Below are 22,462 nucleotides of genomic sequence, written 5' to 3'. Positions count from 1 at the left end.
TGAGCAATTTAATGGTATGAAATAGAAATTATTTATAATCGGACACCCATGAGCGCGGTAGCAAATCGGCTGGAGAAAGAGTTAGCTATTGTCTCAGCGAATTGTTTACAAGCATTGAATCAAAATTTATCTCTCTATGCATCCGGAGGGCAGTTTAGTTAAATTATCGATTTGTTGGGAAGACTATCGATAAAAACCGTCTCTAAATTTACAGATTGCACTTTTTTTTATTAGTTGCGACCATAGTGGCTCAGCCTTTATTTCATCTCTGTATAGTTTAGACATTACTTCACCCAATCTTTACAACTTCAGGTGAAAAATGGTCATTTTTTGAAGATTTAGTAAAGATAGCTTATTCTTTGTCGTAGAATTTCAGTCTAATTGCGTAAAATATAGCGAACCTATTTTCGGGATTGCCCGATTTTACGTAAGTAGCTGATTTTTACAGTACCCAGGTAAAGGGATGGTTAGTAAAAATTGTGGGAGGAATCTCTACCCAAATGGGAGCCGGTTGTGAATATTGTCTTTAATATTAATGCTTGTAAGTTGAGGAAATAAAAAATGAAGAATTATATGTCAAAAACGTGGAGAGATGTTACATCCGATCCTAGCAATTCTGATAGTAAAGCTAAAATCAACCAATATAGATTTCCTTTACTTGTCATTTTAGCGGGCGTTTTATTTTCACTGTTTTTGCAATCGCAACTCCCAAACGATGTCTTTTTTAGTGGAGATGCTGGGCTTAAAGCTTTGTTAGCGAAGCAATTTAGCAGCGGGCAGTTTCGCTTTGACCTAAACTTACCTGTAGAAGACTGGGTTCGGAATCTTTGGCAAAGTGGATTATACCCGTTTCAAGAACCGTTTGTTTATAACAGATTTGGGCAGTACTTCATTACCTTTCCGTTTACTTTTCCCCTTGTTACCGCACCTTTCCAAGCGCTTTTCGGCTATAGAGGATTATACATCGTTCCCTTGATTGCTACTTGGGCTGTATGGGTAAGTTTTTATTTTGCTTGCAGACGGTTGAAATTAAAAGCTTTTAGTACAGCGATCGCGCTTGCCATCCTAATTTTTGCTTCCCCTTTATCTATCTATAGCGCGATGTATTGGGAACATAGCCTCGCTGTAGCGCTTTGCTTTCACGGAATGGCAACTTTATTAATACCGGGAACAGAAGGGTTGTCTAAAAAAGATGCTGTATTAAGTGGGGTATTTATTGGCTTATCTGTTTGGTTTAGAGAAGAAATTCTAGGCATCGTCGCGTTTTTGACTGTCCTGGTTTATGCTGCATCTTTTTTAAAATTAAAAAAAGTTCAGTTTTTAGCGAGAAGAAAGGAACTCTTTGTTGTCAGCACATTTTTAACGATTGCCATCTTCTTTGTGCTGAATACATTGATTTATAAGCATCCTCTAGGAATGCATTCCGTTCAGATAGTAGAGAAATTCTCGCTAGTCGATAGATTATTAGTGGCGGTGGCAAATTTTAATCAAATGAGTTCTGGCTTGTTTGAGTATTTTCCCCTAACCTTATTTGCAATTTTATATTTAGGAGTGAGTTTATTTAGCCGACAAAAGCTAAAACTAAGCTTGGGAATGACGGTTATCTATGCAATCTGTTTCTTATTTACTGTAGCGGTTGCGGTAATGGTTCCGGCTGGTGCTGGAGGCAAACAATGGGGGTCTCGATTTTTGCTGGTTTTGGTACCGCTAATTTGCTTAGTCGCAATCAAAGAGTTTGAATTTGTCCGGAGATTGGCGAACAGAAGTATCAAAAAAATAGGTACGGTTATTTTCTTGGTGCTTTTTATAATTGGGGTTTATAAAAACACCTACTCCGGTACGGCTTATCTCAGTAAAAATTATCAAGGGATTTCTCCAGCTATTCAGTTTTTGCGATCGCAACCAGAAACAGTAGTCGCGATGTCCAACCAATATGTTGCTCAAGTTCTCCAAGCACCCCTACTTGAAAAAGTATTTTTCCTGACGAAAGAACCTCAGGATTTACAAACTTTGGGCGAGGTGTTACTTGAGCAGAAAAAAGAGAAGTTTATTTATGTCTGCTATTACACTCGTTCCTGCCAAATCTCTGAGAAAAAGCCTGAAGAGGTAAAGCTGCCTTTAAAAAACCAGCAGTTTACGATGGAATTCTTACCTTTAGGAAAATATGGGAATTATCCTATATTCCAGGCATCGATTGGGCAGCGATCGCCCGCAGCGCCAGCCTCATCCTCTTCTGCGGTTCCTGCCTTCAGCAATCGAAGATAAATTGTTAAGCTGTTTGCCCGTAGCGCCAGCCTCATCCTCTTCTGCGGTTCCTGCTTCATCCCTTTAGAGGGAGGAAGCTAGAAACTATCGAGTGCGTTAGAGGTTGGAATTCTCGCGAGCGCACGCAATTTTGAGGAAAGTAGGCGATCGCTTTCCCAAGCCTGAGGCTGGCTGAATACCTTTATCGTATCGATCAGCACTTTGCCTCAGGCTGAACGTGAGGGGTTATCAGGAAACCCAGCACCACTTGCACAGCACAAGCTAAAGCTACCAAACTAACGACTGTAATCGGTGACAAAGCCGCACCCGCGATCGCAATCACCAGAATAAAAGCCGCAGAACCCAAACGATAGGCGGCTAAAATCTTACGATGTCGCTTTGTCCCTAAAGTACAGGTAATCAGGTGAATCACCGCCAAGGCTATCAAACACATCGTCACAGCGCCGCAGATCAGCCATCGTTCGTTACTGGGTAACGCTCCTGCCGTTTTGCTGGACACGACAATATGTTCCACACCTACACCAGCAGCAGCAATGCCAATGGCGAGGGGTAAATGGGAATAGAGCCAGATTAAACCAAAGTTCAGGTTGCCAGTTCCCATCCTCCGCAGAGGTGAGCCATCCACGCTGTCAAAGTAGATCCACCACAGGCTAAAAGCAACTATCATCCCCAGCACAGCCACAGTGGCAGATGCAAGACCCCATTGCAGCTGAGAAACGCCTTTGACTACGCCAATTACCGCCTCACCCAACACGATAATCGTAAATAAGCCTAAACGTTCTGGGATGTGTGAAAAGCTCGGCGGCACCTTGGCAGCCAACTGTCTGGCGGTGAGAGGTGTGCCAAAGTCAATCAAAAATCCCAATCCCCAAAGCCAAAAACGCCAAGGAATTGGGACAAAAATTGAGATTAGCCAGATGGCGGCGGCGATGCTAAAGCCTATCACGTACCAAGTTGTCAACTTCCGCGCTGCCACCACAAAGTATCCAGCACTTAGATACTGGAAAATTAAAATACATCGAACAGTTACGTAGGAAAGGGCAAAGCCGTCGGAAGTTTTTCCTAAGCCGTAATGCACGTTTACTGCCAGCACTGCGATCGCAATCATTTGCAGTAATGTCAGTAGTCGGTGTCCTAAGTCGTCAGTATCGAACCGACTTGCGTAAAAAGTCGCCCCAACCCAAGACCACCAAATCGGCACAAACAGCAGCATATAACCCAAAAAACCCGGTAGCGAAACGTGTTCGTTAAGAGTATGCGCGACTTCCGCGATCGCTGCCACAAATACCAAGTCATAAAAGAGTTCTAACCAAGTCGCGCGGCGTTCTTTTTCGTTCTCTTCAGGCGTCCGCAGGCGGGGAGGTTGCCACAAAGTTTTAATCATCTTGCACTCTCTAATTTCCGAGAGGATTATGCAGATAATATCCCATAGAAAATCGAATCTTTCTGTAGCGATCGCCCGCAATGCCAACTTCCTTATGTTCTGCGGTTCCTTCTTCATCCTTCTAAACAGAGGAAAATAGAAACTATCTGGTGTGTTAGATGTTGGAATCTTAGCGATCGCAAGCAGTGGGTAAAATGAGCGATCGCCTTACTGTATACCAGTTATCCAACACCGCGATCGCTCCAATGCCACAGTATTCTTTCCTACGCTTTAAAAGTCAATACAGGTTTCATCTTTGCCACTACGCTAACCATTTTTTCCTCAACTTGGGCATCAATTACAGGCACAATTGGCTTATACGCTGCGGGTGCTTCTTCGATTCTGCGTTCTTCGCGCAAAGTGATGCAGTCTACTCCCGTTAAGCCCAAAGTTGCTTCAGTTTGGTCTGCACCTTGGCGGGTGAGATCGAAACGCGACCTCATTCTTCCTGCACCATGAGAAGCAGAACTTAAAAATTTCGGGTTCCCTTTGCCAATCAGCAAGTAAGATGCAGCACCCATCGAACCGGGAATAATCACAGGTTGTCCGGGATGGGCGGGACAAGCACCTTTGCGAGTCACCCATCCAGCACCTTCTTTGAGGGTAATATTATGTGGCAAGTCGTAGACGAGGGGAGCCTCGACATTACCGTAAACTTCCCGCAGGCGCAGGCGCAACAGTTCCGCCAACAGCAACCGATTAATAAAGGCGTAATTAGCAGCAGTCGCCTCAGCTTGCAGGTAACGGGTGACAAGTTCCGGATTTGCTGCAACTGAGAGGGGAAAAAGACCAAATTCAGGGTATTTTGCACCTTTAGCCCATGCAGATTTAGCGCGATCGCGCCACATTCCCCCAATATACTTCCCCACGTTGCGCGAACCTGAGTGAATCATAAACGCCAGTTGTCCTTCTCGGACCCCCCAGGCGTAAGCTGTCGCTTTGTCTTCTACCCGTTCCACCACCTGAATTTCGACAAAATGGTTCCCGCCGCCGATGGTAGCTAGTCCACCATCCCGCACTAACCCGTCTTCTGGAATTAGTTCCTCTGGTGCAAACTTGACATCGCCGTTCATGGAACCGCCTAAGTAGACGCGATCGCATTCCGCCGCCAATTGGTCTAAGTCAGACTTGACAATACTACCCATAGGGGAATCTAGCATTGCATCCAACCAGCCGGGAATCCCGTACTGGAACAAGGCACGAGCAGTTTTGGCTGTCATGGTGACATCGCGAGTTCCGAAGAAATAATCGCCTTTCATCAATTCCACGAAGCGATCGCGCTTTGCCAAAAATTCCTCAAGCGACAAGTCTACAACGTGCGATCGCATCCCGCAGTTGATATCCGAACCGACAGCAGCAGGGATTAGCATCCCTTTAGTTTCCAAAATTGAGCCAATAGCAACCCCAGCATCACCAGGATGAAAGTCAGGCGTAGCACAGCACTTGCAAACATGACCCCCGCTAGGATGACGCACATTGGCTAGATTTGCTAGTTGCTTAAGCGCCTTAGCTTCTACGGGAAAATCTTCGGGAAGCAGAACTTCTGCTGCTGGTGCGTCGAGAGAATTATTTAGGCGAACAGAGTAAGTTCTATTTTCGTAACTTACGTCAAGTCCCTCACGGGTCAAAGCCCGGAGGAGTCTATTCAGATTTTTTGGCTGCATGAATAAGTTCCTTTACGGGTCACAGTGTGACCCCAATTTTGTGAAGAGTTTAGGAGACTTCGGTTCAGCAGCCGCAGTCTGGATGCAAAGAAGTTGAAGGCAACATCCTTACCGTAATCCCAAACTTCCATAAAAATCGTAATTTGTCAAGATGCAGATAACTCTTTTTCGCGAACAGACATTTTTTCGTCAATAATAACCGTGTTAAAAAGTCGCGCGATCGCCACCGGATACTACTACTCTTAAGGGAGTAAAACCCGCTCCAGTTCTAGGTCTCAGGTCTTTTGGTGGGCGTTTAAAATAGAAGTAAGGGACAAAATAAACATTCTTCTAAATGAAACTACAATCATCGGTTTTAGTCCATCTAGGATTCGGAAAATACGTGCGCTCCGACCAGGTGACAGCAATTATCCCCATTGAGGAAGAGCGCGGACCGGGGCGGCGAACCTTCGTTCATCTACAGGGAGAAGCTGACCCCATCGTTGCCTCGCGGGCTGAAGACACCATCGTTCGTGACTTGGTACAAGAACCGCGTGAAGTCACCCAAGCGCGTCAACAGCAAGAAATTCTCCAAGATTTATTGGTGGATTTGAGCAACGTTAACTCAACGGTGCGTCGGATTAGCCGTGATGAAGGCGGTCTGGATCTGGAACTGTTGGAACGACGCATCCGCCAAGTTTTAGAAAATTAAGGTCATCGGGAAGGGGCGATCGCGATCGCCCCTGACTTCAGCTCCAAATTGATCAATACGCAGAATCTGACAGTATGCACGCGATCGCAGACAACATTTCCTCACCCGAAGCGCCATCCACTCGTTTGTGGATGCCGGAGCGAGTTTTATTCACACCCGCTGCCTTAGAAGAGCCTTACGGTCAGCAAATACTTTCTCGCGTCCAGTCGCTCAATTTACCTATCGAAGAGTTGCCGCGAAACCGCCTCACTGGTTTGCGTGGCGAGAGCGATCGCGATACCTACAACATTGCTAAGCGTACCCTCGCTGTCGTCACCGCACCGCCTAGTTCCTTCAAACTTAGCCCCATCCCTCCATCGGCTGACTGGCAATTTCACATCGCGGAAGGCTGTCCAGCACACTGTCAATACTGTTATTTAGCTGGTAGTTTATCAGGGCCACCAGTAATTCGCGTCTTTGCGAACTTGCCGCAAATATTGGAGAATCTAGCAGCTTACGAAGGAAGCGACGCCACAAGTTTTGAGGTTAGCTGCTACACCGATCCCTTGGGCATTGAACATTTAACTGGCAGCCTTGCAGAATGTATCCGCTACTTTGGCACGCGGACGAACGGACATCTGCGTTGGGTTTCCAAGTTCGATGCGGTGGATGAATTACTCGACTTACCACACAATGGTCACACCCGTTGTCGAATCAGTGTGAATGCCGATCCGGTGTCTCGGCGGTTTGAAGGCGGTACAGCCTCAGTCGCTTCCCGGCTGCAAGCTTTGCGGCGGTTGGCTTTACCTCAATCTTCTGGTGGTGGCGGGTATCCAGTGGGTTTAGTGATTGCACCGATTATGCCGATAGAGGATTGGGAGACACACTACACTCGTTTGCTTGACTCGATTAGCGAAGCACTCGATTTCGATTGTGACCTGACTTTCGAGTTGATTTCCCACCGCTTCACCCCTGGCTCAAAAGAGGTTTTGCAAACTTGGTATCCCCAATCAAAGCTGGACATGGACGAAGAAACACGCACTGTTAAGCGTAACAAGTTTGGCGGTACCAAGTATGTTTATGACACTGACACGATGAAGACGCTACGGCGCTTTTTTGAAGGTGAGATTACTAAGCGCTTTCCTCAAGGTCGTATTCTCTACTGGACTTAAGACTTGTCGCTAAATCTAATCTGATGAGCTGACTAAAATTACAGGTCAGCTTTTTTTATATTTTGAGCAAGTTTGCCAAGGGGGAGAATGCGATCGCTCTGGAGAGCTGATCCAGCTGATTCCTTCTTTTCGGCGTCTACACACTTCGCGTTCCCAATACTACGCGATCGCGCTGAATAACTTGAGCTGGAACAAAGGACAAGAAGCGATCGCGTAAGCAGTTTTGCAAGGAGAGCGATCGCTGTGTTGCTTTTTACTTCACCAACGAGTATGCGTGGGCGATATCTCTTGCATATTCAAGCCCTAGTGCATCAAAGTCAGTCTGTAAACTGAGATGAAGTTTTTTCTTGCTGTCGCAATAGTCTTGCGTGTTAGATGAAGTAAACACGCACTTCTCTCGAAATCCTTTGTCGCGTAGCTCCTTACAAAAAGCGAGGTAGTGTTCAATAATTTCGCAGTCCTTATATTCCTGCTTACCCTTCTGAGCCGGTGGTTCTCCCCTCCTCACCCGGTTTCTGGCACGGATTATGTAATTACCATCATCAGCGATAAGAACAGCTGAATCAAGTAAAGATTGAGCTACTCGACGCAAGTGCATCGGTAGTTTAAGTCCTCCTAATGTTAATGGCTTAACCAGATTAACAGGATGGAAGTATGTTGCAGCTATCCGTAGGTTACTATGCTGGCTATCAATCTTCTTGATATGAACTGTTAGTTCATCTTCAACCTTCTGACAATTATCTTTCCACTCATTATCGATAAGTTCTGTAGCAACGACCCAGAGTTGTTTCGGATTCACTGATGCTCTTGATGTCATGTTGCTTGCCGCAGAAATGATGTGAGTAGATTCCCTTTGGGGTGCCCGAATAACATCCAACACCGTGCAGGTATCTATGAGTACAACTGGCGCAGGAGAGACAGCTATGTACTGTGCGGCATCTAAAATCGTTACAGGAGTCTTCATTTACTGCGGTCATAGTAGTTTAATAGTGACCTAGCAGACTCATACTGAGCTGCCAACTTAAAGGCAATGTCTTCCGACCAGCCCCCTTCTTCCCTTAGCCAACGCACTAGATTAGAAGAATCGAGAGCCGCATTATTTTTGTGGGCGGCGACTAGGAAGGCATACCAGCGTTCCTCGTCCATAGGGTGAGAAGCTGCTGTAGACTTATTCGCAGCCTCAGAAAACTTAAGTAAAAAGAAAGCTCCTTCTGGACTTGCCGACTCCTCAAGGTCAAACTCTGGATCGGTCCAGTCAATTATCACTTCTTCCATACCCTTTAGCGCAGGGACAACAAAGCGGTTGAAAAACTCCTCCAAAATATGGTTGTACTCATCGTAGGAGAGTTCGGAAACTTTCTGCGGAACTATGTTAGATACCGATAACTTGCCGTACTGAGGATCTCCAAACCACAGGCTACTTGCTCGACGCGCCTCAGTTTCTGAGCAACTAAAGCAGTACATCGTTAAGTCGTATACCTGACGAGAATTTAATTCGGCTTCTGCTTGTGTGTCCTTATACCAACCGTTATCGAGAATTTTTTCTATCTTTTGAATAACCTCTTGCAAGGTTTCCGGTTGTCCAGTAAGCTTCAAGTCACGAAATACCTTCACTAACTTCTCCTTGGTTCTAACTAGGCACATTACTGGCTATCTATGTAGCTGTTTAAAGTTATACTATGATAGTACAATTACTCATTCTTGGCTTTAAAAAAGTTTTGAAACTAGGCAACTAAAATTAGGCAATAAAGGTGAACTGATTTCATCATTACTAAACAATGTTACAGTCAATAGTAAAATCAAGTTGCTACGGCGATAAACCTCAATTTTCTGCAAGCGCCAATCAACAATCCAGTATTCTTGTACTCCTCGGACTGAGTATAATTTAAGCTTAGCTTCTCTATCTCGGCGTTCATTTTGCACTCCAGAAGATAATACCTCTACAACTAACTCTGGTGCGCCTGTTAGGTGTCCTGAATCATCTACCAGAGCAGCTAATTTTTCTTTACTAATCCAAATCACATCCGGCTCTACATTATCAGCTTCCGTGAAAATAATGCCTGGATTAATAAACGCCTCCCCCAGCCCAGTGTCTTCTGACCAATCTTGTAACTTTCGGTACATATTGCCACAAGTGCGTTGATGGCTCAAGTGGGGGGATCTAGACATAAACAACTCTCCATCAATAATTTCGTAGCGCGTACCGTTCTCTGGTAATAGTTCCAAATCTGCGGTAGTCCAGCGTACCTCTTGATTTACTGTTTGACTCATAAAAGCAATCCTTGTGAGTAGCCATATATTCTAGATTAGCTGCACTTCCCACACCCTTGACACTTTTGTAGTATTCATGTAGTATAAATATTGCCGCACAAGTGGCAAACGTCTTTTCATGGCTCTAATAAGGTAGAGCATTGTCCTATGATTCCCCGAACGCGCATCCGTAATATTGGTATTTCCGCTCACATCGACTCTGGTAAAACCACCCTCAGCGAGCGGATTCTGTACTACACGGGCAAAATTTACAAGATTGGCGAAGTTCGGGGAGGTAGCGATCGCGCGACATTGGACTACATGGAGTTAGAGCAACAAAAAGGCATTACCATCACTTCAGCAGCGACAACTTGCGTATGGAATGATACGCAGATCAACCTGATCGATACTCCTGGACACGTGGACTTCACGATTGAAGTTGAACGTGCATTGCGGGTTCTTGATGGTGCGATTATGGTGCTGTGCGCGGTTGCTGGTGTGCAATCGCAATCTATCACTGTAGATAGGCAGATGAAGCGCTACCGAGTGCCGCGTATTGCCTTCATTAATAAGATGGATCGGACAGGTGCAAATCCATTCCGAGTCGTGCGATCGCTGCGAGAAAAACTCGGTTTGAACCCGGTACTGCTTCAGTATCCTATCGGCAGCGAGGATAAGTTTGAAGGCGTCATTGATTTGATTGAAATGACGGCAAACTATTTTGCTGGAGAAAAAGGCGAAATTCGCGTCATTCAGTCGATTCCCGAACACTTACAGGATGAGGCAAAAGAAGCACGAGAAAAGATGCTCGATCAACTCTCTATCTTCTCCGAATCAATGATGAGGATGCTACTTGAGAGCGAAGAAATTCCCAAAGAAATGATTCGGGAAACCCTTCGTCGGGCAACTTTAAGCTTGCAATTAACGCCAGTTTTGATAGGTTCCGCCTTCAAAAATAAGGGGGTTCAGAACTTATTAGATGCTGTTGCTCTTTACTTGCCGTCACCAGTGGATAGAGAAGTGGTGAAAGCGATCGCGATTTCGACCAATGAGCCGATTCATGTCTATCCAGACACGGAAGCCGCACTGGTTGCCTTGGCTTTCAAAATTGCCAAAGATGAGTACGGGCAACTGACTTATACCCGCATCTATTCCGGGACGCTGCGTGAGGGACAACGCATCTACAACACTCGCACCAACCAACGGGTGCTAGTCAGCCAAATTGTACGCATGCACGCGAACAAACGCGAGGAGGTCGAAAGTGCCGCCGCAGGGGAGATTGTAGCTCTGTTGGGTGTAGACTGCGCTTCTGGCGATACGTTCTGCTCGGACGGAACTAACCTCTCTTTGGAGGGGATATTTGTGCCAGAACCCGTAATGACGCTAGCGATCGCGCCTAAGAAACGGGAAGATGCCGATCAAATGTCAAAAGCGCTCAATCGCTTTACACGAGAAGATCCCACCTTCCGCGTCAGCATCGATCCGGAGTCCAAGGAGACCCTAATTTCGGGGATGGGCGAACTGCATCTAGAAATCTACATCGAACGCATGAAGCGGGAATACAACGCCGAAGTTAACGTCGGTGCGCCCGCCGTAGCATACCGCGAAACCGTTACCCAGTCGGCAACCTTCGACTACAGGCTCAAGAAGCAAGGCGGCGGTCCCGGTCAATATGCTCATGTTATCGGTCGGATTGAACCCTGTGAAGACCCGTTTGCGTTCGAGAATCGGGTGGTTGGTGGTGCAATTCCTAAAGAATTCATCCCCGCTTGCGAGAAAGGTTTCCGCGAAGCGATCGCTAGCGGACATCTCATCGGTTATCCGATTGTTGGTGTCAAAGCGATACTAGAAGCGGGTTCCTACCACGCGATTGACTCTTCGGAAATGGCATTCCGAACTGCGGCTAGTCTTGCACTCAAGCAAGCTTTTGCCAAAGCAGCGCCAGTGATCCTCGAACCGATTATGCTCGTGGAAGTGGAGACACCTAACGAGTTTGTCGGGCGAGTGCAGGGCGATCTCTCGTCTCGTCGCGGCGTCCTGCTGGGTTCTGAGACGATGGAAAACTACGCCGTCATCCGTGCCGAAGTGCCGTTCGTGGAAATGTTCGGTTATTCTGCACAGTTGCGATCGCTTTCTTCCGGTCAAGCTAACTTCTCAATGGAGTTTACCTCCAACAAGCCGGTACCCGCCAACCTGCAACAGCAACTGATGGAAAACGCTGCCCATCTGCGCGGCTAAAACCTTCATCTGAAAATAGAACTAAGGAGTGTTCGCGTAGCGGCACTCTCTTCGCGGACTGAGGACTGAAAATCTAGTTCTCAGTCTTTTCTTTGCACTAATAAAATGGAGTAACACACTCAAGGAGTACCTGATGAGCCAGACCACTACCGATCGAGTACGTTGGACAGTTGCCGATCTGGAGTTGTTGCCAGATAACGGGAATCGCTATGAGATTGTGGATGGAGAATTATTTGTGACACGCGCACCACACTGGGGTCATCAAAGGGTATGTAGCAATATTTGTACAGAGTTGAATTTTTGGTCGCGACAGACTGGTTTAGGAGAATCTGCAAGTGGTGCTGGCATCATTTTTACGGATGCTGATAACGTGATTCCTGACGTAGTTTGGGCAAGCAAGGAACGATTAGCTGCTGTGTTAGATGATGCAGGGCATTTAACCGCAGCACCAGAGTTGGTGGTTGAGGTGCTATCTCCAGGCGAGGAGAATGAACGCAGAGATAGACAGGTGAAACTAAAACTCTACGCATCGCAGGGAGCCAGAGAATACTGGATAGTTGATTGGCGTTTGCAGCAAATTCAGATTTATCGACGGGAGGGGGCAACACTGGTGCTAACAGCAACATTGTTTGCCAGCAATGAACTGACTTCGCCCTTGCTTCCCGGGTTTACTTGTCCTGTGGCGCGGTTGTTTAGTTAGAAGTTAGCGGAAATTAGCGATCGCAATTTGCCTTGAATTGCGAACCCAAGATGAATCGAATAGCACAACGAAAAATTGCTAGATGTTATTGTTGCAGAGACAGCCATCGTTAGTGATTGTCGTACTTAAAAATCTTTCTAAAACCCACCGCAATTGCCAATTTCAAAAGATGCTTCACTGCTACGGTTACTGCTGCCAGCATAAGGCCAATCGTAATGATTAGTATTTGCCTTTTTGCTTTTATCTTTAATATCAGGCAAACTTAGTTTAAATAACTTCATAGAAATGCTTATTTTTTAAAACACTATTGACAAATTAATTGATATATGTAGAAAATGCCTGCGGGCGTCTGTCGCCAGTGCTTGACGGGAAGCGAATCAGGATTAGGGGAAATCTCAAAGTGAACATTCTGCTAGTGGAAGATGATGAGCGTTTGGCACAAGCTCTCACCAAAACCCTCAGCGATCGCAATTATATAATTGACCGGGCAGCCGATGGGCAAGCAGGCTGGCAATTCGCACGGGCTGGTACTTATGACTTAATTTTGCTAGATGTGATGCTCCCCACACTGGATGGCATCAGTCTTTGTCAGCGGCTACGTTCTTTAGGGCGGTTGATGCCGATTCTTTTATACGCTGCCCATGAAATTGATGGCGATAAAGTCATTGCGCTGGATGCTGGTGCGGATGATTATGTCCTCAAACCCTTTGATTTAGAAGAAGTAGCGGCTCGTGTCCGCACTCTCCTGTGTCATTGCTGTTTATTAAAGCCGCCAATTCTGAAGAATGGCAGCCTAGGTCTTGACCCGCCTACCTTAGAGGGACGCTATGAAGGGAAAAACTTGCATCTTACCCCCAAACAGTATGCGCTACTAGAACTGTTTGTGCGCTGTCCGAATCAAGTCTTTAGCCGCAGCGAGCTTCTGGAACACCTGTGGTCGTTTGAGCAACCACCCGCTGAAGAAACCGTCCGATCTCACATTAAAGGGTTGCGGCAAAAACTGAGAGCCGCGGGCGCTCCCACCGATCTGATTGAGACGGTTTATGGGCTAGGATATCGCCTCAAGCCAGCTCAATCTCATCCTCCAACACAAGCGGTATCCTCCGCCCTACACCAGCCGCCGACGCTTGCTCAAACGCAGGCAGCAGTGATGAAAGTTTGGGAGCGCTTGCAAGGAGAGATTATCTCTCGGATAGATGTTGTTGAGGAGGCAACGACTGCCTTATTGAGAGACGAATTGGGGTTGGAACAGCGCCACCGAGCAGTTTGGGCAGCTCACAAGCTAGCGGGTTCTTTAGGGATGTTTGGCTTTCCGTGGGGTTCTCAACTAGCTCGTCAGATTGAACATAGCTTTCAACCAGAGACGCCATTGGATCGGGACATAGCGCAACACTTGTGCGAATTAGTTGCGGATCTCCGATGCGAACTGCGGCAGCCTCCAGCAATCGGGCGCAAAATTCGCTCGGTGTCGGTGGATGTAGAAATGCAAGATAGATTGTCTCAGATTAAATCTGGTTGATTGAGCCTAACGGAGTTCTTGGCTCATTCCAATCCGGCTTGCTAATCCAGATTAAAATCTCCGATAGGTCAAAATAATTTTCAGATGCGTTGCGTCCGTTGTTTCCTGAAATTCTTGCTGGCTTTTTTACCGCTCACCTTACCTGTTAAAGCTCAACAAATGGAAGTAACTGATAGCGATCGCCTGATTATCCGTTCTGTGATTTCTAACCAACTGGAAGCATTTCAGAAAGACGATGCTGAAGGAGCTTTCTCCTTTGCTAGCTCTGAAATTCAAGCTCAATTCGGGACGCCAGACAACTTTTTAAGGATGGTGAAGGCTGCTTATCAACCAGTTCATCGTCCTCGTTCCGTGATGTTTGAGAACATGACCACAATTGAAGGATTCCCAGCTCAGCAAGTGCTTCTACTCGATCGAGATGGGAATTTGATCAGGGCACTTTATCTGATGAAAAAGCAATCTCAGGGTAAATGGAAAATTACTGGGTGTTATTTAGTGCCAGTAAAAGGAGAAACGGTTTGAATAGAAAATTGGTAAGAAGAGTTTTGAGTTTTGATGTGAGAAGATAGTGTTTAAGATGAAATCAAAAAAAGATAAATTTATACTTATAAATCTATGAGTTCGTCTATTTCCTCCCAAACACCTCGCCCCCCACTGCTACCGACACAAGCTTTGGCGGTAAAATCATTTCACTGGATCAACATTATTAGCTTGCTTTTAATGATTACCAGCGGACTACAGATTTACAATGCTAATCCGGTTTTTGGCGGACGCGGTGGTTGGCATTTTCCACCCTTGTTTTTGCTAGGCGGCTGGCTTGCTGGAGGTAGACACTGGCATTTTGCTGCCATGTGGCTATTTGCTCTAAATTTAGTTTGGTACGGGATTTATATTTTGATAACTCGGCGCTGGAAGCATCGATTTGTAGGTGAGAAGGATGTGAAGGCACTGCAATTGAGCCACAACCCCAAGCGCATTGCTTATGCTTGGCATCGAATTGCTTACACCGCGATTATTCCGATTTTACTGCTCGCTTTGCTAAGCGGACTGGGAATGTATAAACCAGCTCAATTTCACTGGATTGTTGATTTATTTGGCGATTGGCAAGCATTGCGAATTGTTCACTTTATGAGTGTGCCAACTGTCATACTCTTTGCAATGGTTCACTCTTGGCTAGCTCTTAAAGTAGGAGGTTCTCGTTTAATTGATTCTATGTTCTGGTAGCGGTATTTTATAATGAGCTGTAGGTTGGATTACAACAATCCTAAAGCTCATTATCAATCTAGTTTCCTTCTTTAAAATGAGTTCACTGGGTTTCTTACAGGAACTCTTAAAGGAAGAGGTTGCTATTTAAGTTATTGAATATTTTAGTAGAGATATTTTATGAACTTGATTCAAGTTCCCCGTCGCAGATTTCTGCAATTCTCAGGACTTTCTAGTATTAGCTTACTTCTGGGGGGTTGTGCGTTCAGCGTGTTTGAGGGGATTGCAGGTAAAGCTTTTGAACCCCTCAACCAAAGTGTTGAAGAGTTACTGCTAAATCCGCAAAAACCTGTACCTGAATTTCCTGCTAGCCAGATTGAGCCAGATGCTTTAATTATTAATACATTTGACTTTACGCCACAAATAGACCCTGTTGCGTTTCGCCTAAATGTAAATGGCGAGGTTAATAATCCTTTGAGTCTTAGTATGGCGGATCTTCAGCAAATGCCTTTATCCTCAATGACAATTCGCCATGTCTGCGTCGAAGGTTGGGCGGCAATTGTGCAGTGGGGGGGAATCCAACTGCGGGAAATTGTATCTCTAGCGCAACCAAAAGCGAATGTCCGCTATGCTTACTTTAAATCGGCGGATGGTTATTACGAAAGTTGGGATATCGCTTCTGCGTTGCATCCCCAAACTCTCATGGCGTATCAAAAAAATAGTCAACCTTTATCGGTTGAAAATGGTGCCCCTCTACGTCTAGCTTCCCCGATTAAACTCGGCTACAAGCAAAGCAAATGGGTGACAAGCATTACGCTAGTTGGCGATTTGTTACCTTATAAGGGCTATTGGGAAGATCAAGGTTATGAATGGTTCGCAGGGCTATAGTTGCAGCCTGCGGTTTCACACTTCAATTTTTATCTTGAACTTTTATACGAATGGTAGATGCAAGGCTCTGGCAATTATTTTAAAGCTATTTTCAAAGCCATAAAATAACTATGTATAGCAAGATTGAGAATTCCCGAATCATACTTCAATCAAAAAATATCAATCTTGCTCCAAGCGATCGCGTTCCTCGATCTCATTGCATTGAAAGTGTAGGGGAGTCTATGATACTCCCCTACTGACGAGGCGTATACTACTTACCTGTCGTCTATTACAACGCAATTTTCACTTCCTTGAAAATTAATCAGTTGCCCAAGACTTGCCCAAGAGCTGCGATCGCAGATTGAGCATTGTGAATCTGCCGAACGAAGTGGCAGATGTAGCGCTACTTAAGCGGCGCGGCGAGTGAGTAAGTTCCACAGGAAGACTGCAACAATTGCGCCTAAAACAGCGACAATGATTCCAGGAATGCTCAAGCTAGAAGCTGCTAATTGTAGAGTCCCCGTTTGCAGGAAAGTACCGATACTACCGCCTACGAAAGCTCCAATGATTCCTAGTACGATGGTTCCTAGAATACCACCGCCTTGATGACCCGGATAAATAGCTTTAGCAATTGCACCAGCAATCAGACCTAAAACGATCCAAGCAATAATGTTCATGGTTCTGATTCCTTAATAGTCTCTTCTTTACATTTACAGATTAACAGTTCAAATAGAGCAATCCTATCTGCCACACGATATAAGTGTCTTTACCCCAAAAGATAGGCAAACAGTATTCTTTTCACGTTCAGGTTCCTACAGCGCTAATTCCTCTATTGATTGCACCGAACTTTCCAGTCAATTAATAATATTTAACATTGGGGTAAAAGAAGATAAACGCTTAGCTTCAAGCTCTAGAATTGCCTTTATCCTACAAAAAAGTTAAATAAAGCATCCTTCGGACTGATGTTAGATTGCCGAGCAGTATGATAATCTCCGGACGAATAAATCGGGGGAATAAGCAGTGAGAGCGCTGATCCGGCTGGGAATTGCACTGTTACTTATGCTATTTGGGTTAGTTAGTTACTGCACTACGACAGTGGAGAACCCGGTAACTGGGGAAAAGCAGCGGGTGCAACTTTCGCCAAAGGAGGAAGTCGTCTTGGGACTGCAAGCGCGATCGCAAATGGCGGCGAAATTTGGCGGTCTGTACCCAGATCCGGCGCTACAAAAGTATATTGACAAAGTAGGAAATGAGGTAGTGCAGGAGTCAAAGGCGAAGACTTCCGGCTATCCCTTTGAATTTCATCTGCTGCGCGACCCTCAAACGATTAATGCCTTCGCGTTGCCGGGAGGACAAATTTTCATTACTGCGGGTTTGCTGCGTCGTCTTTCTTCTGAAGCACAACTGGCGTCTGTGTTGGGGCACGAGGTCGGGCACGTTGTGGGACGACACGGGGCGGAACGCTTGGCAAAGCAGCAACTTGGTACAGCACTGGTAACAGCGGTTGGAGTTGCGGCGAGTGACGACCAAGGTGGCGGTCGGCAGGCACAAGTGATTGCCCAAGCAGTGAACCAGATTGTCAATCTGCGCTACGGACGGGAGGACGAACTAGAAAGCGATCGCCTTGGCGTTCAGTTTATGGCGCAAGCTGGATACAACCCTAAAGCTAGTGTTGAAGTGATGCAGATTCTGGCGAGTGCCAGGAGTGGCGGTCAATCTCCGGAGTTTTTCAGCACCCACCCCAACCCTGAGAACCGAATTCAAAAACTACAAGCTTTGATCTCTCAAACCTATCCCAACGGCGTTCCACCACAATTGGAGATTGGACGCGAGGAATTTGCTCAGTCTGTGCGATCGCGTTTGCCACCCGCAACTCAGTAGCGACCGGGAAACTCACCCTTACAGCCCTCAGCCCTTCAAGACAGCACATTCCGAGTGTAGCCCCACTTCCCGCCGCTGAAAGACAATTCCCCATTCTCACCGGAACGCCACGATCCACCAATATTAACCAGCGCCAATCCTTGGGAAAAGGATTGCGCGTTGTCAAATTCTGTAGGAATGACCAGCTTTCCTATCTTGTTAATATAGCCCCACTTGCCAGCAATTTTGACTGCTGCTAGCCCTTCTACAAAAGACTCAGCATCCTCAAATTGCGGCAAAATTACCACCTTCCCAGTTTTATCGATATACTGCCATTTCCCAGCAAGTTTTACCGCTGCTAATTTTTCTGAAAAAGATTTAGCGTCCTCAAATTGTGGCAATATTACCAGCTTTCCCGTCGTGTCAATATAACCATATTTTCCACCAACACCAATGCGTGCCATTCCTTCCGAAAAGGCATCAGCGCTATCAAATTGCGGAGGAATTGTGAGGGTGTTTGGATTAAAAATAGTTTGGAAGCGAAGCAGAAAGTTGTTGATCCAACCCTGAGGAGCATCTAGCGCCTTAGTGTTCCTCCGATCGATGTAGCCCCACTTGTTCTCTATCTTGACTGCTGCCAACCCTTCTGAAAAAGACTTAGCTTCATCAAATTGCAGCGGAATGACGAGTTTCCCCGTATTATCGAGATAACCATATTTGCTACCAATTTTTATCGCTGCCATCCCTTCTCTAAAATACTCAGCGCTATCAAATTGGAATCGGCTAATCAATTTTCCAGTAGTATCAATAAAGCTCCACTTGTAGCCCATTTTGACCCGCGCCAGCCCGCTATGAAAAGAATCCACCCAGTCAAATTGGGGCTGGCTGACACTTTTCCCGGTCGTGTCGATATAGCTATATTTGCCACCAATTCTGCGATTGGTAAAGCCAAGCTGTTTTAATGGTGAGGGATTAAAGGGTGCAGGCTGGGAGTAGGGGCCAGAACGCAAGGCTTTCGCTAAGGCGTCATTGTCTTCTCGCAGACCTTCGTAGAAGAAGAAAACTTCGCCTTGGATGCCACGAAAGCGATTGTAAGCGATCGCTTGCAACAAGTATTCGGCGCTGATGCGATATCCACCGACTTTGAGTAAAATACCGGGTATCAGGGTTGGTAGTTGTGCGGCGGTAAATTGCTGGGCGACAAGACTATCAACCAGTTGTTTGTAACTAGAGAAATCGCGGCGATACAACTGTGGATGCATCATATCAACTAACCCGCGATCGCTCCAAGCTTTGGGATCTTGCAGATATTCTTGAAGTGCCCAACCGTGGGGACTTGGTGCCAGTGAAATCAGCAAGTCTGGCTTAATATTAATGACTTCTTGGTAGAGACGAGTTAAAAAATCGGTGAGAATATCCGCACGCCACTGAAGCCATTGCGGATCTTTTGGGTTTTGCGGAGGATTTTGGAGGAACTGCTGAAAGTAGCGATCGCTTGTTCTTCGATCGTAGCCCCCTTCGCTTGGAAGTGCAGGCAGGCGATCGTCCCCTTGAATGCCGCTAATATCGTAATTTTTGACAACTTCTAGCACTAAATTGAGTAAGAATTCCTGCACTTCAGAATCAAGGGCATTCATCCACTCGAAACTGTTCTTTTTAACTAAATTCCCGCTGTTATCGCGGGCACCCCAATCAGGTTTTTTCGCGAGAATATGCCCGCCATTTTGATTGTAAGAAGCGGCGAATCCGTATTCAAACCAGGGAATCACCGCAAGTCCGACTCGACGCGCCTCAGTTACCATTTCAGCTAAGGGATCGCGATCGCGATATCGCGGATCAATTTCGACCCCAAAATTGTCTCGCATCACTTTACTGGGATATAGCGTAAAGGCACTATTCCAAATAACAGGAAAAACCACATTGAACCCAGTTTGAGCGAGGAAATCCATCGCCGCAGCAATGTTTTGCCGAGAATTCAGGACTTTGCTATCTGTCGTGGTAATCCAGACACCGCGAGTTTCCATTACTGCCTCTTTGGCGCGTATTGTCTAACCAGTGCCACTCCTTCAGAAAAAGCATCCGCTTCATCAAATTGTGGCGAGATTACGAGTTTACCTGTTTTATCGATATAACCCCACTTGTCAGCAATTTTGACTCGTGCCAATCCTTCCGAAAAAGCTTCAGCTTCATCAAATTGCGGTTGAATCACCACAAATTCCATCCCTGGAATATACTGCAAGGGCACGCCAGGAATACTCAAAGCGCGACAAATCAAAGCCGCAATCTCGTCTCTCGTGGCATTCTGATTGGGGTTAAAGCGTCGGACATTCGGATAATTGACGACGAGATATTTTTCGGTTGCAGATGCGATCGCGCCAATTGCATAATTAGGAATCTGCGCTGCATCCTCAAAATACTTTTTTAATATCTCGCTAGGATTTGTGGTAGCGCCATACTTCAACCCCGACACCAAAGCCACCAAAGCTTGCACTCGCGGAATCGGCTGGCTGGGCTTAAATGTGCGATCTGGATAGCCAGACAAAAAACCAGCCCGATAAACAATTTGAATCGCCTGATAAGCCCAATGACTTGAAGGTACATCCACAAAGTTAATCGCATTCCGAATCGGGACAGTATTGGGAAACGCTTTTCGCACCAGCGCCGCAAACTCCGCCCTCGTCACCTGTGCATTCGGACGAAAACTGCCATCTGGGTAGCCGCTAATTAGATTTCGTTCATGTAGTTGTTTGATACACTCTTGCGCCCAATGGTTTTGAATATCAGAAAAGATAAGCTCGTTCAACTTGACTAACTCCTGACTTCTAATTTATCTATTAATATAATTGTCATATTTAAAGACAAAATATTTGCTTCACCCTATATTTTTTGGCAAAAGGTAGAATCTTATCCTAGCCCCCCTTAAAAAGGGGGGTTGGGGGATTTCTAATAATCAAGCATCAATAATGATCGTCTTGATTAACAATTTTAATCTTGCTAGCGGCTTTAGTCGCTTTATTCCGCGCCTCTTGGACATTACTTGCTTTCGCCAAAGCGACTCCCATTCTGCGGTTAGGGCGAGAATTTGGCTTTCCAAATAATCGGATATCTACATTCGGTTCAGATAAAGCCTCTTGCACCTCCATAAAAGCGATTGAATTTGAATGCTTACTTGCCAGAATGACTGCACTTGCTGAATTTCCTAATAGTTCTATTTTAGGAATTGGCAAGCCTAAAACTGCTCTTAAATGCAATTCAAATTCATTCAAATTTTGAGAAATTAATGTCACCATTCCTGTATCATGAGGTCTGGGAGAAAGTTCGGAGAAAATTACACAATCTTTGGTAATAAAGAACTCCACCCCGAAGATTCCAGCGCCTCCCAAAGCATCAGTAACTTTTTGCGCGATCGCCTGCGCTTCCAAAAGCAAGTTTTCTGGCATTGCTGCGGGTTGCCAAGATTCTTGATAATCCCCCCTTTCTTGACGATGACCAATAGGAGGACAGAAAATAGTTGGAGCATTCCACTGCTTAATCGTTAGCAAGGTTATTTCTAATTCAAAAGGAATGAACTCTTCAACAATAATTTTTTGAGTATCTCCTCTAGAACCTTCAATTGCGTACTTCCATGCCGCTTCAACTTCATCGCTCGAATTGACAACCGATTGACCTTTTCCAGAGGATGACATCACAGGTTTCACTACATTGGGAAACCCAATTTTGTCGCAAGCATCAATAAATTCCTCCAGCGTTGTTGCATACGCATATTTAGCAGTTCTAAGTCCTAATTGCTGATGGGCAAGTTCTCTAATTCGGTCTCGATTCATCGTGTAATGGGTAGCAGTAGCAGTTGGAATGACTGTAAACCCTCTCTTTTCAAATTCAATCAGTTTCTCCGTCCTAATTGCTTCAATTTCCGGAATAATTAAATTTGGCTGATGTTTTTGCACGACGGCTTCTAGGTCATCAGCACTGAGCATAGAAATTACTTCAAATTCATCAGCTACTTGCATTGCTGGAGCATTATGATAGCGATCCACTGCAATGATATGGTTGCCTAGACGTTGAGCAGCGATGACAAATTCTTTGCCGAGTTCTCCTGAACCAAGCAGCATGATTTTTTGAGGAAGCTTCAGAGAGTGTCCCATTGATTTTTTGACTTTGAGCTACCAGATTTCGCCAATTCATTGTAAAACTAAGCAGCGCTATTTAGATCGCGATCGCCTAAAATTTATACATTATCCTTTCCTAACCTTCTTCTGTCACTTTCCGAAGTAAGCAAGTAGTAAATAAGTAAAATTATCCAGAAGCATAGCAGGGTTTAAATTGATTCATTGCAGCAATTAAATGATTAAATCCTAGTAATAAATGTGAATCAGGGAAAATGTTTAGCTAGGGATAAATTACCCAAAATAGTAAGAGTGGTTGAATAATTAGACGCCAATTATTTATAGTATTTCTCCATCCGCATTCATGGTTCTATTGTTGATGATTTGAAAAATCAATAGAACTAGTTTTTTGTACCTCAGTCTCAATTTTACAAGATTGATTTAAGCCTAAAAAGGCTGGAGAATTTAAACTAATCATTGTGTAAACACAAAAAATTAGTTCCCACCATCTCTCAACATGTTGGA

General features: G+C 45.4%; 19 protein-coding genes and 1 pseudogene. 10 read left to right on the top strand and 10 right to left on the bottom strand.

The genetic code is table 11. The features are described 5' to 3' along the window. Window positions 1–693: 693 nt before the first annotated feature. On the top strand, window positions 694–2,265 hold the full coding sequence (locus NC997_RS23590; RefSeq protein ID WP_348257828.1) for a dolichol-phosphate mannosyltransferase: 1,572 nt from the start codon (window positions 694–696) through the stop codon (window positions 2,263–2,265). A 193-nt stretch (window positions 2,266–2,458) separates the two neighbouring features. Here NC997_RS23590 and NC997_RS23585 read toward each other — a convergent pair whose 3' ends face one another. Together NC997_RS23585 and NC997_RS23580 are read right to left on the bottom strand one after the other, a co-directional pair. Beyond that, window positions 2,459–3,766, bottom strand: a complete 1,308-nt coding sequence (locus NC997_RS23585; protein ID WP_242031261.1) for a low temperature requirement protein A — start codon at window positions 3,764–3,766, stop codon at window positions 2,459–2,461. 146 nt (window positions 3,767–3,912) lie between these two features. Then, on the bottom strand, window positions 3,913–5,352 hold the full coding sequence (locus NC997_RS23580) for an RtcB family protein (RefSeq protein WP_190525245.1): 1,440 nt from the start codon (window positions 5,350–5,352) through the stop codon (window positions 3,913–3,915). A gap of 334 nt (window positions 5,353–5,686) precedes the next feature. On the opposite strand from NC997_RS23580, the gene NC997_RS23575 reads away from it, so the two are divergent. Together NC997_RS23575 and NC997_RS23570 are read left to right on the top strand one after the other, a co-directional pair. Continuing rightward, window positions 5,687–6,043, top strand: a complete 357-nt coding sequence (locus tag NC997_RS23575) for a hypothetical protein (protein ID WP_190525244.1) — start codon at window positions 5,687–5,689, stop codon at window positions 6,041–6,043. Between the two features lie 74 nt (window positions 6,044–6,117). After that, window positions 6,118–7,194 carry a spore photoproduct lyase family protein gene (locus NC997_RS23570; protein ID WP_190525243.1) on the top strand — a complete coding sequence of 359 codons (1,077 nt, stop codon included), beginning with the start codon at window positions 6,118–6,120 and terminating at the stop codon, window positions 7,192–7,194. Window positions 7,195–7,447: 253 nt separating this feature from the next. On the opposite strand, the gene NC997_RS23565 is transcribed toward NC997_RS23570, so the two are convergent. The 3 genes from NC997_RS23565 to NC997_RS23555 all read right to left on the bottom strand — a co-directional run bounded on the left by NC997_RS23565 (window position 7,448) and on the right by NC997_RS23555 (window position 9,465). Beyond that, window positions 7,448–8,158 (bottom strand): PIN domain-containing protein, encoded by a 711-nt coding sequence (locus NC997_RS23565; RefSeq protein ID WP_190525242.1) that lies wholly within the window; start codon window positions 8,156–8,158, stop codon window positions 7,448–7,450. Next, a complete protein-coding gene (locus NC997_RS23560) occupies window positions 8,155–8,808 on the bottom strand; it encodes a hypothetical protein (protein WP_190525241.1) in 654 nt (217 codons plus the stop codon). The genes NC997_RS23565 and NC997_RS23560 overlap by 4 nt, the downstream gene beginning before the upstream one ends. 93 nt (window positions 8,809–8,901) lie before the next feature. Continuing rightward, window positions 8,902–9,465, bottom strand: a complete 564-nt coding sequence (locus NC997_RS23555; protein WP_190525240.1) for a Uma2 family endonuclease — start codon at window positions 9,463–9,465, stop codon at window positions 8,902–8,904. A 147-nt stretch (window positions 9,466–9,612) separates the two neighbouring features. Here NC997_RS23555 and fusA point away from each other — a divergent pair, with 147 nt between their 5' ends. The 6 genes from fusA to NC997_RS23525 all read left to right on the top strand — a co-directional run bounded on the left by fusA (window position 9,613) and on the right by NC997_RS23525 (window position 15,992). Further along, window positions 9,613–11,682: an elongation factor G gene (fusA, locus tag NC997_RS23550; RefSeq protein WP_190525239.1), complete on the top strand. Its 2,070-nt coding sequence runs from the start codon at window positions 9,613–9,615 to the stop codon at window positions 11,680–11,682. A 133-nt stretch (window positions 11,683–11,815) separates the two neighbouring features. Further along, entirely contained in the window at window positions 11,816–12,382 is a 567-nt protein-coding gene (locus NC997_RS23545; protein WP_190525238.1) for a Uma2 family endonuclease, read from the top strand. A gap of 400 nt (window positions 12,383–12,782) precedes the next feature. After that, complete coding sequence (locus NC997_RS23540) at window positions 12,783–13,901, top strand: response regulator (RefSeq protein WP_190525237.1); 1,119 nt, start codon at window positions 12,783–12,785, stop codon at window positions 13,899–13,901. 159 nt (window positions 13,902–14,060) lie between these two features. Then, window positions 14,061–14,423 carry a DUF4864 domain-containing protein gene (locus NC997_RS23535; protein WP_190525236.1) on the top strand — a complete coding sequence of 121 codons (363 nt, stop codon included), beginning with the start codon at window positions 14,061–14,063 and terminating at the stop codon, window positions 14,421–14,423. A gap of 93 nt (window positions 14,424–14,516) precedes the next feature. Next, window positions 14,517–15,125, top strand: coding sequence for a cytochrome b/b6 domain-containing protein (locus NC997_RS23530; protein WP_190525235.1), 609 nt, complete (start codon window positions 14,517–14,519; stop codon window positions 15,123–15,125). A gap of 159 nt (window positions 15,126–15,284) precedes the next feature. Continuing rightward, a complete protein-coding gene (locus NC997_RS23525) occupies window positions 15,285–15,992 on the top strand; it encodes a molybdopterin-dependent oxidoreductase (RefSeq protein WP_190525234.1) in 708 nt (235 codons plus the stop codon). A gap of 386 nt (window positions 15,993–16,378) precedes the next feature. On the opposite strand, the gene NC997_RS23520 is transcribed toward NC997_RS23525, so the two are convergent. After that, window positions 16,379–16,648: a GlsB/YeaQ/YmgE family stress response membrane protein gene (locus tag NC997_RS23520; RefSeq protein WP_190410490.1), complete on the bottom strand. Its 270-nt coding sequence runs from the start codon at window positions 16,646–16,648 to the stop codon at window positions 16,379–16,381. Window positions 16,649–17,030: 382 nt separating this feature from the next. Between NC997_RS23520 and NC997_RS23515 the strand changes: the two genes are divergently transcribed. Then, window positions 17,031–17,852 (top strand): M48 family metallopeptidase, encoded by an 822-nt coding sequence (locus NC997_RS23515; protein WP_190525268.1) that lies wholly within the window; start codon window positions 17,031–17,033, stop codon window positions 17,850–17,852. Between the two features lie 35 nt (window positions 17,853–17,887). Here NC997_RS23515 and NC997_RS23510 read toward each other — a convergent pair whose 3' ends face one another. From NC997_RS23510 to NC997_RS23495, 4 genes and pseudogenes are all read right to left on the bottom strand, one after another. After that, window positions 17,888–19,855, bottom strand: a complete 1,968-nt coding sequence (locus NC997_RS23510; RefSeq protein WP_190525233.1) for a WG repeat-containing protein — start codon at window positions 19,853–19,855, stop codon at window positions 17,888–17,890. Further along, window positions 19,855–20,634 (bottom strand): S-layer homology domain-containing protein, encoded by a 780-nt coding sequence (locus tag NC997_RS23505; protein WP_190525232.1) that lies wholly within the window; start codon window positions 20,632–20,634, stop codon window positions 19,855–19,857. The genes NC997_RS23510 and NC997_RS23505 overlap by 1 nt, the downstream gene beginning before the upstream one ends. 154 nt (window positions 20,635–20,788) lie before the next feature. After that, window positions 20,789–21,976 (bottom strand): formate-dependent phosphoribosylglycinamide formyltransferase, encoded by a 1,188-nt coding sequence (gene purT, locus NC997_RS23500; RefSeq protein ID WP_190525231.1) that lies wholly within the window; start codon window positions 21,974–21,976, stop codon window positions 20,789–20,791. A 151-nt stretch (window positions 21,977–22,127) separates the two neighbouring features. Continuing rightward, window positions 22,128–22,462 (bottom strand): annotated as a pseudogene (locus NC997_RS23495) (IS701 family transposase); the annotation flags it as partial.

It is taken from the genome of Trichocoleus sp. DQ-A2, assembly GCF_039961915.1.
Taxonomy (GTDB): domain Bacteria; phylum Cyanobacteriota; class Cyanobacteriia; order Cyanobacteriales; family FACHB-T130; genus FACHB-T130.
The sequence above is the reverse complement of the archived record's forward strand: the minus strand, read 5'-3'. Positions and strand labels throughout refer to the sequence as shown.